This window comes from Mesorhizobium sp. B2-6-2 (assembly GCF_006440615.1).
Taxonomy (GTDB): Bacteria; Pseudomonadota; Alphaproteobacteria; order Rhizobiales; family Rhizobiaceae; genus Mesorhizobium.
On record NZ_VFUG01000003.1, the window covers coordinates 83,962 to 99,607 of the forward strand.

Genomic DNA, 15,646 nt, shown 5'->3' on the forward strand with positions numbered 1-15,646 from the left:
CGCGCTCGCAGCCGACAACGATCGATATGGCGGCCAATCTTGTCTTTCGTCAGCGAATCCGGTCTGTCGCACTGATGGAATTTTCTCCCCAACAGGACGAGGCTCTGAAGGCGGTCGGGCGCTGGCTCAAGGAGGGCCGGCCGCAGGTCTTTCGGCTGTTCGGCTATGCCGGCACCGGCAAGACGACGCTGGCTCGCTATTTCGCCGAGCATGTCGACGGCCAGGTGCAGTTCGCCGCCTTCACCGGCAAGGCGGCGCAGGTGCTGCGCTCGAAAGGCGCGACCAACGCCCGCACCATCCATTCGCTGATCTACAGGCCGAAAGGCGAGGAATCGGTCGAGGACGAGGTGACCGGCAAGACATCGATGTCGCCGACCTTTTCGCTCAACCGGCAAAGCCCGATTTCGCGCGCCAAGCTTGTCGTCATCGACGAATGCTCGATGGTCGACGAGCAGCTCGGCCGCGACCTGCAGAGTTTCGGCACGCCGATCCTGGTGCTTGGCGACCCGGCGCAGCTGCCGCCGATCTCGGGCGGCGGCTTCTTTACCGAGCATGAGCCGGATGTTCTGTTGACGGAAATCCACCGCCAGGCGCGCGACAATCCGATCATCCGGCTGGCGCTCGACGTGCGCGAGGGCCGCGAATTCATGCATGGCGACTACGGCACGGCGCAGGTGATCGGCAGGGAAGCAGTCAACCAGGAGCTGGTTCTCAAGGCCGACCAGGTGCTGGTCGGCACCAACCGCACGCGCCGGCGCTACAATCAAAGGCTGCGCGAGCTGAAGGGGTTTGTCGCCGACTTCCCGCAAGCCGGCGACAAGCTGGTCTGCCTGCGCAACGATCCGGCCAAGGGACTGCTCAACGGTTCGCTGTGGAAGGTGATGACCTCGTCGCGCGAAACGGTGAAACCTGGCATCAATCTTCTGGTCTCGCCGGAAGAGGACGACCCCGACCGCGGCGTCGCCAAGATCAAGCTGCTCAAGGCGGCATTCGAGGATCCGGATGCCGAGATCCCCTGGCAGCAGAAGAAGCGCTTCGACGATTTCGACTACGGCTATGCGCTGACCGTGCACAAGGCGCAGGGCTCGCAATGGAACGACGTGGTGCTGTTCGACGAGAGCTGGGCGTTCAAGGAAACCAGGCAGCGCTGGCTCTACACCGCCATCACCCGGGCCGCGGAGCGACTGACGGTGGTGCGCTAGTCCGTTGGTCTTGCGCCAAGCCATTGCCAGGCGGCTTCCTCGTCGTCGACGCCAAAGCGCCTGAATTCGAAAGGCAGCGTCTTGGGGAAAAGGCCGGCGACGAGGGGGGCCCAACTCGGCTCGCCGATGGCCGCGCAGCGTACGACATGTTGCATCGCGTCGGCCACGCCCTGCTTGAGCGTGTCTTGCTTGATATTGGCCCAGTCGACGCTTTCCTCGTCGGTCAACCTGACCAGCACGTCGATCCTGGGATGCAGCGCGTAGGCGGCCTCCAGCAGGCCGCACAGATTTTCCGCATCGGCCGGCGAGACATCGCCGACGACGTCGATGGCGAAAAGCGCATCGCGGTTGGTCTCGATGCGGCGGATCGCCGGCACGGCTTCGAGGAAATTCACTGGCAAATCCTTATCTTAGCCTCCATCTATCCCCTGGAACACGCGAAACCCTCTATCTGTTCCCGTCAAAGGCGCTATAGATGCCCGCCGATCCACTGGACCCCAGCTCATGCCCGCCAAGCTTTCGGTCAATCTCAACGCCGTCGCCATGCTGCGCAACCGTCGCGACTTGCCATGGCCGAGCGTGACCGGACTTGGCCGCATAGCACTTGCCGCCGGCGCGCACGGGCTGACGGTGCATCCGCGCCCTGACGAGCGGCACACCAGGCATTCCGACCTGCCGGAGATCAGGGCGTTGATCGATGACGAGTTTCCGGGCGCGGAGTTCAACATCGAGGGCTATCCGACCGAGGATTTCCTGGCGCTTGTCGAAAAGAACCAGCCCGAGCAAGTGACGCTGGTGCCGGACGACCCTGCGCAGGCGACATCTGACCATGGCTGGAACTTCGTCGCCCAGGCGGCGTTCCTCACTCCGATCGTCAAGCGGTTGAAGAAGGGCGGGTTTCGCGTGTCTTTGTTCTCCGACGCCGATCCTGATGGCGTGAACGCGGCGCGCGATACTGGCGCCGACCGCATTGAACTCTATACCGGCCCCTATGGCGGCTTCCATTCCGATTCCGAAAAGGCGGCGAAAGAACTGGAAAGATTGGGAAAAACCGCTGATGCGGCGTTCGCGGCCGGGCTCGGTGTCAATGCCGGCCACGATCTGACCGTGAAGAACCTGCCGCCGCTGGCCAAACGCATTCCGGCATTAGCCGAAGTATCGATCGGACATGGGTTGACAGCGGATGCGCTGGAGTATGGCATGGCCGGCACTGTCGGGCGGTTCTTGAAGGCCTGCGGATGGTAGGGCGCCTTGCGTAACTCCGGCAGTTTCGGTGCGTCCCGCGCGTTGCGGCGACGTCGAAGCGTGGCGAATCTGATGAAATGGGGTTCATGGTGCTAGCCAACGCCAGCGAGACGGAATCCCTCGAACGCTCGGGCCATGCCGAAACCGAGCGGCAGCACAGCACCAAGGTTCTCATGCTTGGCGCGCTGGGCGTCGTCTACGGCGATATCGGCACGAGCCCGATCTACGCCTTCCGCGAGGCGCTGCATGCCTCGTCGAGCTCGGTCGCCCGCTATGACGTGCTCGGCGTGCTGTCGCTGATCGTCTGGGCGCTCACCATCATCGTCACGATAAAATATGTCGCCTTCGTGCTCAGGGCCGACAACAAGGGCGAAGGCGGCACGCTGTCGCTGATGTCGCTGGCGCGCAGCGCCTATCCCCCGGGCTCGCGTTTCATCCTGGTGATCGGCCTTTGCGGCGCGGCATTGTTCTTCGGCGATTCGATCATCACGCCGGCGATCTCGGTGCTTTCGGCGGTTGAGGGCCTGAAAGTCATCACCCCGGCGCTCGATGCCTATGTGGTCCCGATCACGCTGGTCATCCTGGCCGTGCTTTTCGCCGTGCAACGCTTCGGCACCGGCAAGGTGGCGGCGGTGTTCGGACCCGTGACGGCGACATGGTTCGTGGCGATCGGAGCGGCCGGCGTCTATCATATCATCGACGACCCGTCCGTCTTCCTGGCGATCAATCCCTATTACGCGATCTATTATCTCGCCACCACGCCGACAGGCGCCTTCGTCACCGTGGGCGCCGTGTTCCTGGCCGTCACTGGCGCCGAGGCGCTCTATGTCGACCTCGGCCATTTCGGCCGCAAGCCGATCGTGATGGCCTGGTTCGCAATCGTTTTCCCTTGCCTGCTCCTGAATTATTTCGGGCAGGGCGCCTTCGTGCTCTCGCATGGCGGCAAGCCCACCAACCCGTTCTTCCAGATGCTGCCCGAATGGGCGCTGATGCCGATGGTGGGCCTGGCGACCGCGGCCACCGTCATCGCCAGCCAGGCCGTCATTTCCGGCGCCTTCTCGCTGACAAGGCAGGCGGTGCAGCTCAACCTTCTGCCCCGTATCGAGGTGCAGCACACCTCCGAGATGCAGAGCGGCCAGATCTATATGCCGAGGGTCAATCTCCTGGTGGCGCTTGGCGTGATGCTTCTGGTCGTCGGTTTCGGCAGCTCGAGCGCGCTCGCCTCGGCCTATGGCATTTCGGTGACCGGCGAGATGCTGATGACGACGATCCTTTTGTTCGTCGTCATGCGCTGGCTCTGGAAATGGCAGGTTGCGGCCGCACTAGCGCTGGCATTGCTGTTCGGCGTCATCGATCTCGGCTTCTTCTCAGCCAACGTCGTCAAGATCGTCGAAGGCGGCTGGGTGTCGATCACCGTTGCCTGCCTCATGGGCCTGATCATGTGGACCTGGATCCGCGGAACCCGCTACCTTTTCGACAAGACGCGCCGCAACGAGATCCCGCTCGATTTCCTGGCGGGGAACCTGTTGAAGAAGAAGCCGCAGCTCGTCTCGGGCACCGCCGTGTTCCTGACCAGCGATCCGCTGAGCGCCCCCACGGCGCTGATGCACAGCCTTAAGCACTACAAGGTGCTGCACGAAAAGAACGTCATCCTGTCGGTGGTGACGGCGCCGCAGCCGGTCGTGCCCGACAGCGAGCGCGTGAAGCTGGAGACGGTCAACGAGCTGTTCATGCGGGTGACGCTGACCTTCGGCTACATGGAGCAGCCCAACATTCCGCGCGCCTTGGCCATCTGCCGCAAGCAGGGCTGGAAGTTCGACATCATGACGACGTCCTTCTTCCTGTCGCGACGCTCGCTTAAGGCCTCGCCCAATTCCGGCATGCCGGTCTGGCAGGACCGCCTGTTCATCGGCCTTGCGCGGACGGCTGCGGATGCAACGGAGTATTTCCAGATTCCCACCGGACGCGTGGTCGAGATCGGCACGCAGGTCGCTATCTGACGTTTCTATCGGATGACGATGCCAACGCGCTCCGTACGCAGTGAAGCCGTGCGTCGGCGGCATGGGAGCCCTCACGCTAGGGCACTTGATATTGCACTGCAGCAAGCGTAGAGCACCGCGCATTTTATCGGAGTGTCGTCCATGGCCCTTGCCAATGGTGCTGAGGCAGAACCCGTCGACCAATCGAGCCATCCAGAGATCGAACAGCACAGCACCAAGGTGTTGATGCTGGGGGCGCTGGGCGTCGTCTATGGCGATATCGGCACGAGCCCGATCTACGCCTTCCGCGAGGCGCTGCACGCCTCGTCGGGCGGCGACGTGGCCAACCGCGCCGACATTCTCGGCGTGCTGTCGTTGATCATCTGGTCGCTCACCATCACGGTGACGGTAAAATACATCATGTTCGTGCTGCGCGCCGACAACCGCGGCGAGGGCGGCGTGCTGTCGCTGATGGCGCTGGCGCGCGGCACTTTTCCGACACGCTCGGCGATCGTGCTCGGCATCGGCATCGTCGGCGCGTCGCTGTTCTTCGGCGATGCCGTCATCACGCCGGCCATCTCGGTGCTGTCGGCGGTCGAGGGCATGAACGTCGTCACCCCCGCCTTCCAACCCTATGTGGTGCCGCTGACATTGCTCATTCTCGCCGCCGTGTTTGCCGTGCAGCGTTTCGGCACGGGCGGTGTCGGCCTGGTGTTCGGGCCGGTCACCGCCATATGGTTCCTTGCCATTGGCGTTTCCGGGCTGAAGCACATCATCTCGGACCCGGAAATCCTGTGGGCCATAAGCCCGCACTACATCGTGGCCTTCTTCATCAACTCGCCCGACGTGTCTTTCGTCACGGTCGGCGCCGTCTTCCTGGCCGTCACCGGCGCCGAGGCGCTCTATGCCGACCTCGGCCATTTCGGCCGCAAACCGATCGTGCTGGCCTGGCTTGCGATCGTGTTTCCCTGCCTGCTTTTGAACTATGCCGGGCAGGGCGCCTATGTGCTTGCCAAGGGAGGCACGGTCGGCCACCCGTTTTTCGAGATGAACGAGGGCTGGGCGCTCATCCCCATGGTGGTCCTTGCGACCGCGGCGACCGTGATTGCCAGCCAGGCTGTCATCTCCGGCGCCTATTCGCTGACCAGACAGGCGGTGCAGCTCAACATGCTGCCGCGGCTTGAAATCCTGCATACGTCGGAGAAGCAGTCCGGCCAGGTTTATATGCCGCGCGTCAACATGCTCCTGGCGCTGGTGGTGATGCTGCTGGTGGTTGGCTTCGGCGAATCCAGCAGGCTCGCCTCGGCCTACGGCATTTCCGTCACCGGCAACATGCTGGTGACGACGACGCTGCTGTTCATCATCATGACGCGCATCTGGAAATGGAATATCTGGCCGGCGATCGGCTTGACGGCGCTGTTCGCCCTGATCGACATTGGCTTCTTCGCCTCGAACGTCGTCAAGGTGTTCGAGGGCGGCTGGGCCTCGCTCGCGGTCGCCTTCGCCATCATCCTCGGGATGTGGACCTGGGTGCGCGGCAGCCGCTACCTCTTCGACAAGACCCGCCGCAACGAGATTCCGCTCGATTTCCTGGCGGCGAACCTGTTGAAGAAAAAGCCGCAGCTCGTCTCGGGCACCGCCGTGTTCCTGACCAGCGATCCGCTGAGCGCCCCTACGTCTCTCATGCACAGCCTGAAGCACTACAAGGTGCTGCACGAAAAGAACGTGATCCTGTCGGTGGTGACGGCGCCGCAGCCGGTCGTGCCCGACAGCGAGCGCGTGAAGTTGGAGACGGTCAACGAGCTGTTCATGCGCGTGACGCTGACCTTCGGCTACATGGAGCAGCCGAACATTCCGCGCGCCCTGGCCATCTGCCGCAAGCAGGGCTGGAAGTTCGACATCATGACGACGTCTTTCTTCCTGTCGCGTCGTTCTCTGAAGGCCTCGCCCAATTCCGGCATGCCGATCTGGCAGGACCGGCTGTTTATCGGCCTGGCGAAGACGGCGTCGGACGCGACCGAGTATTTCCAGATTCCCACCGGACGCGTGGTGGAGATTGGCACGCAGGTCGCGATCTGAGAGGATGGGCCGTGCCGGCCTCGGCTGGACACCGCATCTCGGAAAGGCGCGCTTGTCGCGACCGGTGAAAGCCCGATCCGGCTCGGATGCCCAAGAAATCGAAGTGAAGCGCGCCGGGGGGACGACCTCCCAGGCGCGCCAGACTTCAGCCGAGCAATGCGGCCTTGTTCGCTTCGAGGAACTGCTTCAACGTCCGCGGCTTGCGGCCCGAGAGTCTTTCGACGGCATCGGTCACCTCGCCTATGCGGCCGGCGCGGGTGTTGGCATCGAAGGAGACGATGATGCGGGCGAAGTCCTCGGGCACGCCTGCCGCCTTGACGCCTTCGGTCAGCGCCTCGTCCGGCAACTGGATGACCTCCAGCGGCTTGCCGATGACTTCGCTCACCAGCGCGGCTATCTCGCTTGTCGTGTAGGCCTCCGGGCCGGTCAGGGTATGGATTTCGCTCTGCTTCGAGCCGGAAGCGAGGCCGGCGGCGATGGCGGCCGCCATATCGTCGCGCGCGCCGTGGGCGACGCGCCCGTCGGCGGCCGAGCTGTACCACTTGCCCGAAGCAATCGCGTGCGGCAGCGACATGAACAGGTTCTCCTGGTACCAGCCGTTGCGGAAGATAGTGTAGGGGATGCCGCTCGCCTTGATCGCCTCCTCGGTACCGTAATGGTCGCCAGCAAACAGCACCGGCGAGCCGGGCTCGGGATTGGGCATCGAGGTGTAGAGCAGGTGCGAGACCTTGGCCGCCTTGGCCGCCGCCACCGCTGCCTGGTGCTGCTTCAGGCGCCGGTCGCTTTTCAGGTCGAGCTCGCCGGTCGAGATGACAAGCACCCGGTCGGCGCCCGTGAACGCTTCTTCCAGCGAAGCCTTGTCGTCGAAGTCGGCGACTCTCACAGCGACGCCCCGCGCAGCCAGATCGGCGAGATTTTCCGGGTTGCGTGTGGTGGCGATGATATTGGCTGGCGCGACTTTCCGTTCGCCAAGCAGATGATTGATGACGGCGCGGCCAAGATGGCCGGAAGCACCGGTTACGAGAAGGGTTTCGGTCATCGGGTATCCCTTGAAATTGCCAATGGCGGGTCTGGTTGGTGGTCTCAAAAAGAGACCAGCGCTAAAATAGGAATTGACCGCAGGCCGTAAAGAAGGCAGTTTTTCGGGAGGTAGGCACTGCGAGGGAACCACCCCGCCCGGCCACGTTTCGACCAAAGGGTGTCGCGATGGACAGCAAGATCCTCAATCTGAAAGCCAAGCTCGAGGTCTACAAGGCCATGACGAACGGCGCCAATTTCGCCGACTGTCCGGTCCGCGACGTGATCCAGGGCATCAGCGGCAAATGGAGCTCGCTGCTGGTGATGGCGCTGGCCGAGAAGCCCTATCGCTTTGGCGAGCTGCGCCGGTTGGTTCCCGACATCTCGCAGCGCATGCTCACGCAGACGCTCCACGATCTGCAGCGGGACGGCTATGTGCACCGCGAAGTGTTCCCGACCAAGCCGCCGAGCGTCGAATACAGCCTGACCGATCTTGGACGCTCGATGTTCCTGCCCCTGCAACAGCTCGTTCAATGGGCCGAACTCAATCATGACGCGGTGCGCGATGCGCGCGCCGCCTTCGACGCCGCCCAAGGCTGATCTCTCGATACAAGCGTCAAAGCGCCCGATTGATCCGGCGCGTTCCAAGCGGGATTGTCCCCGTAGGGTCGGGTTGGGGGACGATGGGCAAGTCTTACGAGATCGCGATTGCTGGCGCTGGTCCGGCCGGGCTGGCGGCAGCGCTTTACCTCAAGCGAGCCGGGCACAAGGTCACCATTTTCGAGCGCTTCGATGCGCCGAAGCCCGTCGGTTCCGGCCTCATCCTGCAGCCGACCGGGCTGACCGTGCTCGCCGATCTCAGCCTGCTCGACGAGACCCTTTCACTTGGCAGCCGCATCGAGCGGCTGCACGGCACCGACTCCGGCAGCGGGCGCACGGTTCTCGAAGTCCGCTATGACGCGCGGCGCGGTCGCCGCTTCGGCCTCGCGGTGCATCGGGCGGCGCTGTTCGGGGTGCTCTACCGCGCCGCCTTGCGCGAAGCGATCGCCATCGAAACCAATGTCGAGATCGAAACGCTGAAAGTCGGCGAACGGGCGACGCTGGTCTGCGGCAACGGCAGGCGGCTCGGCCCCTTCGACCTCATTGTCGATGCCAGCGGCGCGCGCTCAACACTGCGGCGCTATCTCGGCGATGCCGCCATGCCGCGGCCGCTCGCCTATGGGGCATTCTGGGCGTCGCTCGGCTGGCGGGGCGGCTTTGACAAGCGGGCGCTGCTGCAGCGCTATGACAAGGCGAGCGTCATGGTCGGCGTGCTGCCCATCGGCCGGCCGGAGCTCGGCGCGCAAGAGATGGCGGCCTTCTTCTGGAGCCTCAAGCCGGCCGATGCCGAACAGATAAAGGCGAAGGGCCTCGATGCCTGGAAAGCGAGGGTGGTCTCTGTGTGGCCAGAGTGCGAGGCTTTCACCAGCCAGATCGACAGTTTCGAGCAGCTCTCGCTCGCCCGTTATGGCCACCACACAATGACACTGCCCGCCAGCCGGCGGCTTGCCGTCATCGGCGATGCCGCGCATTCGACCAGCCCGCAGCTCGGGCAAGGCGCGAACATGGCGCTGCTCGACGCGGCGGCGCTCAGCCATGCGCTGGCGCACGCGAAAGGTCTCGACGACGCGCTCGACACCTACGCGAAAGCGAGGCGCTGGCATGTGCGCGTCTTCCAGGCGCTGTCGCTGTCGCTGACGCCGTTCTACCAATCGGACTCCGCGGCCTTGCCCTTTGTCCGCGACCGTGTGGTCGCGGCGCTGGCAAGAGTTCCGCCAGGGCCGCAACTCCTTGCGGCCATGGTCGCTGGTACGGTAATCGATCCGTTCAGGCGGATCGGGCTTGCGGAGTTGCAATGGCCTGCTCTCGGATGATCTCGGACAGATAAGATCTTTTTGCCCCTAGGAAGGCATGCAGCCGCTGCGGATAGTCCAGGCCGACGGCTTCCTTCACCGACCGGCGTTTGCTCAAGGCCGAGCGCCATGCTTGGACGAGCGGCTTGCCGTCCAGAATGCCGAAATCGCCGATGCTGTCGAACGTGTCGAAATAGCGGAAGACCGGTCCGTAGACGGCGTCGACCAGCGAGAAACGATCTCCGGCAAACCACGGACCGCCTTGCCTTGCCGCGAGTTCTGCTTCCACAAGCGCGAACATCCCGGACAAGCCTCCGCTTTCATGGAGGAAAGCGGCTTCATCGGCAGCGGAATAGAAACGGCCGATGGCATTGAGGATCGCCGAGCCGAATTCGATCCAGGCGCGATGCCTGGCCCGCAGCAGCGGATCGGCAGGGTGCAAGGGATTGGCCTCCGTATCCTCGAGAAATTCGAGGATAACGGCGGATTCGAAGATGATTTCCTGCGCGTCGCCATGCCGGACGCGCAGCAGCGGCACCTTGCCAAGCGGCGAGACCGCCTTGAACCAGCCGGGCTTGTTGGCAAGGTCGACATCGACCCGTTCGAACGGCACGCCTTTCTCGGCAAGCGAGATCGCGGCGCGCTGTACGTAGGGGCAGAGGTGATGGCTGACGAGGGTGAGCCTGGCGGTCATCTATTCCCCCCAGACGTAGTTCAGCGCGCCGTCTTCGACGCGGGTCGACAGGAATATCAGGCGGGAGCCCTTCGGCGCCGGGCCTTCCAGGTGTTCGCCGCTTGCCATGTCGAACTTCGCGCCATGCCATTGGCAGACAAATGAGCCGTCCTTGCATTCCAGCGGCCCGCCGAAATGCAGGCAGGCATTGGCCGCGGCGCGGATGCGCTCGCCGCTGCGCCAGACATGGACCTCGCGGCCGAAGAACGGCGCGATCAGGCTGCCGGTTTGCGGGATATCGGCGATCTTGCAGATTTTATGTTTCATCGGAGAACTCCTTATCGATGCGTTTGCATCTATACATGGATGCATTTGCATCGATCGTCAAGCTTGATGCATTTGCATCTATCCGCTAGGCTGCGCCGATGACGACGAAATCCCCATCGCCCGAAGCCGTCACCGCCTGGGCGCGCCTCATGCGCGTCTCGCGCCAACTGGTCGAAAAGACCGAGGACGCGCTGAAGGCCAGCGGGCTGCCGCCGCTAGGCTGGTATGATGTGCTGCACGAGCTGGCGGAAGCGGGCGAGGGAGGGCTGCGGCCGTTCGAGCTGATCGATCGCGTTCTGTTGGCGCAGTACGGCGTTTCAAGGCTGCTGGCCCGGCTGGAAGTGGATGGCCTCGTCGAAAAGCTGCCGGTCTCCGATGACGGCCGGGGCCAGACCGTGCGCATCACGGCAAGGGGCCGGGAGATGCGCCGCCGCATCTGGGCCGTCTATGGCGCTTCGATCGCGGAACTGATGGGCGACAGGCTGTCAGCCAAAGAGCTGGAGATGCTTGGGGCGTTGCTCGGGCGGCTGCGCGATCCGCCGGTCCCGGACTGAAATCCATGAGCCGACGATCTTTCAGGGCAGGCGCAAGGCCCATAGAAATGCGATCGTCGCCAGCCCGCCCAGCGCGACACGGACCAGATGCATCTCGCCCCACCTGACGATCAATGACCTCGCCTGAGAATTGGCGGCCTCGGCATCCATCGCCTCCAGCATCCGGTTCGTCGGCATCATCACCAGCAGCGTCCATGGCCAAGGCAGAATGATGAACAGCGCACCGGCCAGGTAGGCCGACGCGCCCGTCAGCCACCAGGCGATCAAGCCGAGAACGCAGGCGACCATGGCAATCGAGGCCTGCATGGCGGCGCCGCGCTTATAGGAGGGCTGCCATTCGCGCAGCAACGCCTGGTCATCGAGGCCAAGCCGCGCAGGCTGCTCCGCGACGCTGACATAGACAGCGGCACCGGTGAAAGCGGCGGCCACAGCCAGGGCGAGCAGACCGACCAGCATCGTATCCCTCGCAAGGAAATGGAAAATAGGGCTTGCATGACGTCCGGCAATACGGCATAGAACCGAACCGTAACGTACGGTACGCACCGGTCTTGTTGACGTAGCCGAGGGCAAACGTGTTGCATAGCGTGCAGAATATCGACAACAGCGAAACGCTCACCGAGCGCCAGCAGGCCGTTCTGGATGCGGCGCTTCGCCTGCTGGTCGAGGAGGGCGACAACCTGACCATGACCGCAGTGGCGCGGCGGGCAAGCTGCTCCAAGGAAACGCTCTACAAATGGTTCGGCGACCGCGACGGGCTGCTGACGGCAACAGTGCAGTGGCAGGCGTCCAAAGTGCGCGTGGCGCCGGTCGATCGCAAAGGGCTCGACCTTGCTTCGCTGACCATGAGCCTCGAACGCTTCGCATCCGACTGGCTCAAGGTAATTTCCAGCGACACCTCGATCGCGCTCAACCGTGTCGCGGTCAGCCATGCCGGCTCGGGCAAGGACGATCTCGGCGCCGTCGTGCTGCAGAACGGCCGCTTTGCCTTGGCGAAGCGCCTGAAGCCTGTGCTCGAAGCCGGGCGCCAGGCAGGACTGCTCGATTTCGAGGACGCCGAGACGGCGTTCCGGACCTTTTTCGGCCTGGTCGGCCGCGACGTGCAGATACGTCTGCTGCTCGGCGATCGGGTGGAATTGACTGGGGCGACGATCGGCGGCGATGCCCGCCGCGCGACGCAGCAGTTTCTCGCTCTTTTCGGAGCAAAAACCGGGCCGCAGGCCCTCTGATCTTCAAACGGGAAGGAAGACCACAATGCGTGTCTATTACGATCGTGATGCCGATCTCAATCTGATCAAGGGCAAGAAGGTCGCCATCATCGGCTATGGCAGCCAGGGCCGGGCGCATGCGCTCAATCTCAAGGATTCCGGCGTCAAGGAAATCGCCATCGGCCTGAAGGCCGGCTCGGCGACCGCCAAGAAGGTCGAGGCCGACGGGCTCAAGGTGATGACCGTGGCCGACGCCGCCAAATGGGCCGACCTGATGATGATGGCCACGCCCGACGAATTGCAGGCCGACATCTACAAAAACGAGATCGCGCCGAACATCCGCGACGGCGCCGCGATCGCCTTCGCGCACGGCCTCAACGTGCATTTCGGCCTGATCGAGCCGAAGGCGTCGGTCGACGTCGTCATGATCGCGCCGAAGGGCCCGGGCCACACGGTGCGCGGCGAATACCAGAAGGGCGGCGGCGTGCCGTGCCTGGTGGCCGTCAACCAGGACGCTTCGGGCAACGCGCTCGACCTCGCGCTCTCCTACGCCTGCGGCGTCGGCGGCGGCCGTTCGGGCATCATCGAGACCAATTTCCGCGAGGAATGCGAGACCGACCTGTTCGGCGAGCAGGTGGTGTTGTGCGGCGGCCTGGTCGAGCTGATCCGCGCTGGTTTCGAGACGTTGGTGGAAGCCGGCTACGCGCCGGAAATGGCCTATTTCGAGTGCCTGCACGAGGTGAAGCTGATCGTCGACTTGATCTATGAAGGCGGCATCGCCAACATGAATTATTCGATCTCGAACACCGCCGAATGGGGCGAATATGTCTCGGGTCCGCGCATCATCACCGCCGAGACCAAGGCCGAGATGAAGCGCATCCTGAAGGACATCCAGACCGGCAAGTTCACCTCGGAATGGATGCAGGAATATCGCGCCGGCCTGTCGCGCTTCAAGGGCATCCGTCGTGGCAACGACAGCCACCAGATCGAGGAAGTCGGCGCCAAGCTGCGCGCCATGATGCCGTGGATCGCCAAGAACAAGCTGGTCGACAAGGCGAAGAACTAAGGCGAGTTTTCGTGTCAGATATCAAAGCCGGCGGAGCGATCCGCCGGCCTTTCTTTGCCAAGCAAGCTGGTCGGGTCCGGGAATTTAGCCGTAGTGCCAGTGCGGCTTGGGCTCGGTGCCGGTGAACTCGACGCCGATGCGGTCCTCGCGGCGCCAACGCACCACGGCCCTGTAGCCGATGCCGTCGACCGGCACATAGAGCAGAAATTCGTCCGGCACGCGCGCATCGATCGGCACTTTCAACTCTGCGCCGTTAGCATGCATGTTGCGCACCGTGCATCTGACCTCGGAATTGTTGATGCCGGTCAGGATCGCCGCGCCTTTGAGCACGCGTTGCCTGTGTTGGTTTCTGTGTTCGTTTTCGGCCATGGCGTGCACGTCTCGCACCCCGTTCGCGCGAATCGTCATATTGGGGGACAACGGCATGGATGAATAGCCGCCGCCGATGAATTTAGGGTTATCGGCCGATGGCGGGCACAGGTTCGGCAAAATAAAACGGCGCCGCGAAGGGCGCCGTCTCATCCTTCATGCCGAAGGGCTCAGATGTAGGGCGAGATGCACTGCCGGCGCGGGCCGTAGTTGGGCTGGAACGTGTTGTCCCAGGCCCGATAGGACCGGTAGCGGTCGTAGCACCATTGGACATGGGCCCTGGAAAGCCGCTCGGTCCGGTAGATGCGCCGCGGCTGAACGTAGCGCGGGTAAGGGTCGTAATAGTATGGATCGTAGTAGTTGTTGTAGGCGAGGCTACCCAGGCCCAGGCCTAGGCCCAGCCCCAGAAGGGCGGCGTCACCATTGTCGAAACCCCGATGATGGCGATGATGCCGCCAGCGCCAGTCGCCGCCGCCGTCCCAGTTGCGGGAGAAATGACGGGAGCGGAAGTCGTCGCCGCGCCATCTGAAATCCCGGCCCCGCCAGTCGCCACCGCGCCGCCAGCGCCAATCATACATCCCCCGCCGGTCGTTGCCGCCGGCCCAGCTGTCGCGGATGGGTATGATGGTTGCCGCCGTGCTGGTTGCGGTCGACAGATCGGGTTGCAGGATCGGTCCAGCGACCGATGGCGCCGTCACGCCGGTAACGAGGCCCAGGACCAGGAGGCCGGATCTCAGGGAAGAAAAAAGCGGTTTCATTTCACTCTCCAAGGAGCAAAGGCCCCACGCCCAGCACAACTCGGGAAGAGGCCCATTGTTGGAACTTTCCGTCTGAACGGAGGATGAACGGAAAGGTTCCATCAACCATAACGAGTATCGCGCCTGGCTCTTGTTTTCGTTCCCGCTTGCGGGCAAAGGTCACGGCCATGTCGCTGCGGCTTGCCACCTTCAACGTCGAGAACCTGATGAGCAGGTTCGATTTCTCGGGCTATCGCAACCAGCTCAATGAAGACCGCACGCTGGCCCTGTTCGATATCCAGAGCGAGGCCGAATACCGGTTTCTCGAGCAGGCCCGTGCCATCGCCCAGTCCGACGACACGCGCCAGCTGACGGCGCTCGCCATAGCAGCCACCCGCGCCGACATCATCTGCATGCAGGAGGTCGACAATATCGAGGCGCTGAAGGCTTTCGAATATGGCTATCTGTTCAAGATGATCGGCCAGGGCTACCGGCAGAAATACACCACCGCCGGCAACGATACGCGCGGCATCGATGTCGCGGTTATGATGCGCAACGAAACAGCGCAAGGGCAGCCGATCGACTTCGTGCGCATGACCAGCCATGCCTATGTCACCTTCGAACAGTTCGGCCTGTTCACGCCGGAGCTCGCCGCGCTCGGCTATCTCGCCAATGAGCGTGTCTTTCGCCGCGACTGCCTGGAGATCGACCTGAGGGTCGGCGGCGTGCCGTTAACGCTCTATCTGGTGCATTTCAAATCGATGGGGCCGCCGCGCAACGGGCTGGATGGCCGCCAGGCATCGATGCCGCTGCGCATCGCGGAAGCGCAAGCGGTGCGCCGCATCGTCGAGGAGCGTTTCGGCAAGGACCATGCCGCCGACAAACGCTGGGCGATCTGCGGCGACATGAACGATTACCGGCAGCGCGTGAAGATCGATGGCGACGCCATTGACGGCTACCATTTCGAGGTTGTCGACGAAACCCTATCCTCGATCGATGTGCTCACCGCAGGGGGCTTTTGCGAGAATGTCGTCGAGCGGCGTCCGGAGATGGACCGCTGGAGCTTCTACCATACGCGCGGCCCGGAGGAGCGGCACCTTTGCCAGCTCGACTATATCCTGCTGTCGAAGGCGCTGGCCGCGAAGAACGCCACCGCCGTTCCCGACATCATCCGCAACGGCCAGCCCTGGCGCACCATATTTCCGCCCGGACAGGAGGTCGAACGTTTCCCGCGCGCGGGCTGGGACAGGCCGAAAGCGTCGGACCATTGCCCGGTGGCGATCACACTGGACATGGCATGA

The 15,646-nt window shown here is 63.5% G+C and carries 17 protein-coding genes; 10 read left to right on the plus strand and 7 right to left on the minus strand.

Translation table 11 applies throughout. The features are described 5' to 3' along the window. The first annotated feature begins 74 nt into the window (after positions 1-74). Positions 75-1,202, plus strand: coding sequence for an ATP-dependent RecD-like DNA helicase (locus tag FJ419_RS08475; RefSeq protein WP_140689662.1), 1,128 nt, complete (start codon positions 75-77; stop codon positions 1,200-1,202). On the opposite strand, the gene FJ419_RS08480 is transcribed toward FJ419_RS08475, so the two are convergent. Further along, a complete protein-coding gene (locus FJ419_RS08480) occupies positions 1,199-1,597 on the minus strand; it encodes an STAS/SEC14 domain-containing protein (RefSeq protein WP_140689665.1) in 399 nt (132 codons plus the stop codon). The two genes, FJ419_RS08475 and FJ419_RS08480, sit on opposite strands and share 4 nt — an antisense overlap. Before the next feature lie 109 nt (positions 1,598-1,706). Here FJ419_RS08480 and FJ419_RS08485 point away from each other — a divergent pair, with 109 nt between their 5' ends. From FJ419_RS08485 to FJ419_RS08495, 3 genes are all read left to right on the plus strand, one after another. After that, the gene (locus tag FJ419_RS08485) at positions 1,707-2,447 is read left to right on the plus strand and encodes a pyridoxine 5'-phosphate synthase (protein ID WP_140689667.1); all 741 of its coding nucleotides are present in this window, start codon (positions 1,707-1,709) and stop codon (positions 2,445-2,447) included. A gap of 86 nt (positions 2,448-2,533) precedes the next feature. Then, on the plus strand, positions 2,534-4,447 hold the full coding sequence (locus FJ419_RS08490) for a potassium transporter Kup (protein ID WP_140689669.1): 1,914 nt from the start codon (positions 2,534-2,536) through the stop codon (positions 4,445-4,447). 141 nt (positions 4,448-4,588) lie between these two features. Beyond that, positions 4,589-6,505, plus strand: a complete 1,917-nt coding sequence (locus FJ419_RS08495; protein WP_140689672.1) for a potassium transporter Kup — start codon at positions 4,589-4,591, stop codon at positions 6,503-6,505. A 145-nt stretch (positions 6,506-6,650) separates the two neighbouring features. On the opposite strand, the gene FJ419_RS08500 is transcribed toward FJ419_RS08495, so the two are convergent. Beyond that, positions 6,651-7,544, minus strand: coding sequence for an SDR family oxidoreductase (locus tag FJ419_RS08500; RefSeq protein ID WP_140689675.1), 894 nt, complete (start codon positions 7,542-7,544; stop codon positions 6,651-6,653). A gap of 167 nt (positions 7,545-7,711) precedes the next feature. On the opposite strand from FJ419_RS08500, the gene FJ419_RS08505 reads away from it, so the two are divergent. Together FJ419_RS08505 and FJ419_RS08510 are read left to right on the plus strand one after the other, a co-directional pair. Continuing rightward, positions 7,712-8,122 carry a helix-turn-helix domain-containing protein gene (locus tag FJ419_RS08505; protein WP_140689677.1) on the plus strand — a complete coding sequence of 137 codons (411 nt, stop codon included), beginning with the start codon at positions 7,712-7,714 and terminating at the stop codon, positions 8,120-8,122. 83 nt (positions 8,123-8,205) lie between these two features. Further along, positions 8,206-9,435, plus strand: a complete 1,230-nt coding sequence (locus tag FJ419_RS08510; protein ID WP_140689680.1) for an NAD(P)/FAD-dependent oxidoreductase — start codon at positions 8,206-8,208, stop codon at positions 9,433-9,435. On the opposite strand, the gene FJ419_RS08515 is transcribed toward FJ419_RS08510, so the two are convergent. Continuing rightward, on the minus strand, positions 9,389-10,108 hold the full coding sequence (locus FJ419_RS08515) for a glutathione S-transferase family protein (protein WP_140689682.1): 720 nt from the start codon (positions 10,106-10,108) through the stop codon (positions 9,389-9,391). The genes FJ419_RS08510 and FJ419_RS08515 overlap by 47 nt on opposite strands. Beyond that, positions 10,109-10,414, minus strand: coding sequence for a Rieske (2Fe-2S) protein (locus FJ419_RS08520; RefSeq protein WP_140689684.1), 306 nt, complete (start codon positions 10,412-10,414; stop codon positions 10,109-10,111). 98 nt (positions 10,415-10,512) lie between these two features. On the opposite strand from FJ419_RS08520, the gene FJ419_RS08525 reads away from it, so the two are divergent. Next, a complete protein-coding gene (locus FJ419_RS08525; RefSeq protein WP_140689687.1) occupies positions 10,513-10,968 on the plus strand; it encodes a MarR family winged helix-turn-helix transcriptional regulator in 456 nt (151 codons plus the stop codon). A gap of 21 nt (positions 10,969-10,989) precedes the next feature. Here the strand turns inward: FJ419_RS08525 and FJ419_RS08530 are convergent, their stop codons facing one another. After that, positions 10,990-11,421 carry a DUF1772 domain-containing protein gene (locus tag FJ419_RS08530; RefSeq protein WP_181164842.1) on the minus strand — a complete coding sequence of 144 codons (432 nt, stop codon included), beginning with the start codon at positions 11,419-11,421 and terminating at the stop codon, positions 10,990-10,992. A gap of 119 nt (positions 11,422-11,540) precedes the next feature. Between FJ419_RS08530 and FJ419_RS08535 the strand changes: the two genes are divergently transcribed. Next, positions 11,541-12,194, plus strand: coding sequence for a TetR/AcrR family transcriptional regulator (locus tag FJ419_RS08535; RefSeq protein WP_140689689.1), 654 nt, complete (start codon positions 11,541-11,543; stop codon positions 12,192-12,194). A 25-nt stretch (positions 12,195-12,219) separates the two neighbouring features. Then, positions 12,220-13,239, plus strand: a complete 1,020-nt coding sequence (gene ilvC, locus FJ419_RS08540; protein ID WP_140543150.1) for a ketol-acid reductoisomerase — start codon at positions 12,220-12,222, stop codon at positions 13,237-13,239. 84 nt (positions 13,240-13,323) lie between these two features. Here the strand turns inward: ilvC and FJ419_RS08545 are convergent, their stop codons facing one another. Together FJ419_RS08545 and FJ419_RS08550 are read right to left on the minus strand one after the other, a co-directional pair. Further along, positions 13,324-13,608 carry a PilZ domain-containing protein gene (locus FJ419_RS08545; RefSeq protein WP_140543151.1) on the minus strand — a complete coding sequence of 95 codons (285 nt, stop codon included), beginning with the start codon at positions 13,606-13,608 and terminating at the stop codon, positions 13,324-13,326. 170 nt (positions 13,609-13,778) lie between these two features. Beyond that, positions 13,779-14,366 carry a BA14K family protein gene (locus tag FJ419_RS08550; protein ID WP_140689692.1) on the minus strand — a complete coding sequence of 196 codons (588 nt, stop codon included), beginning with the start codon at positions 14,364-14,366 and terminating at the stop codon, positions 13,779-13,781. Between the two features lie 167 nt (positions 14,367-14,533). On the opposite strand from FJ419_RS08550, the gene FJ419_RS08555 reads away from it, so the two are divergent. After that, complete coding sequence (locus FJ419_RS08555; RefSeq protein ID WP_140689694.1) at positions 14,534-15,646, plus strand: endonuclease/exonuclease/phosphatase family protein; 1,113 nt, start codon at positions 14,534-14,536, stop codon at positions 15,644-15,646.

What these genes read in the sequence shown, in the direction of transcription:
- FJ419_RS08475 (WP_140689662.1), top strand. Translation starts at nt 75, where the DNA reads ATGGAATTTTCTCCCCAACAGGACGAGGCTCTGAAGGCGGTCGGGCGC.
- FJ419_RS08485 (WP_140689667.1), top strand. Translation starts at nt 1,707, where the DNA reads ATGCCCGCCAAGCTTTCGGTCAATCTCAACGCCGTCGCCATGCTGCGC.
- FJ419_RS08490 (WP_140689669.1), top strand. Translation starts at nt 2,534, where the DNA reads ATGGTGCTAGCCAACGCCAGCGAGACGGAATCCCTCGAACGCTCGGGC.
- FJ419_RS08495 (WP_140689672.1), top strand. Translation starts at nt 4,589, where the DNA reads ATGGCCCTTGCCAATGGTGCTGAGGCAGAACCCGTCGACCAATCGAGC.
- FJ419_RS08500 (WP_140689675.1), bottom strand. Translation starts at nt 7,544, where the DNA reads ATGACCGAAACCCTTCTCGTAACCGGTGCTTCCGGCCATCTTGGCCGC.
- FJ419_RS08505 (WP_140689677.1), top strand. Translation starts at nt 7,712, where the DNA reads ATGGACAGCAAGATCCTCAATCTGAAAGCCAAGCTCGAGGTCTACAAG.
- FJ419_RS08510 (WP_140689680.1), top strand. Translation starts at nt 8,206, where the DNA reads ATGGGCAAGTCTTACGAGATCGCGATTGCTGGCGCTGGTCCGGCCGGG.
- FJ419_RS08515 (WP_140689682.1), bottom strand. Translation starts at nt 10,108, where the DNA reads ATGACCGCCAGGCTCACCCTCGTCAGCCATCACCTCTGCCCCTACGTA.
- FJ419_RS08520 (WP_140689684.1), bottom strand. Translation starts at nt 10,414, where the DNA reads ATGAAACATAAAATCTGCAAGATCGCCGATATCCCGCAAACCGGCAGC.
- FJ419_RS08525 (WP_140689687.1), top strand. Translation starts at nt 10,513, where the DNA reads ATGACGACGAAATCCCCATCGCCCGAAGCCGTCACCGCCTGGGCGCGC.
- ilvC (WP_140543150.1), top strand. Translation starts at nt 12,220, where the DNA reads ATGCGTGTCTATTACGATCGTGATGCCGATCTCAATCTGATCAAGGGC.
- FJ419_RS08545 (WP_140543151.1), bottom strand. Translation starts at nt 13,608, where the DNA reads ATGGCCGAAAACGAACACAGAAACCAACACAGGCAACGCGTGCTCAAA.
- FJ419_RS08550 (WP_140689692.1), bottom strand. Translation starts at nt 14,366, where the DNA reads ATGAAACCGCTTTTTTCTTCCCTGAGATCCGGCCTCCTGGTCCTGGGC.
- FJ419_RS08555 (WP_140689694.1), top strand. Translation starts at nt 14,534, where the DNA reads ATGTCGCTGCGGCTTGCCACCTTCAACGTCGAGAACCTGATGAGCAGG.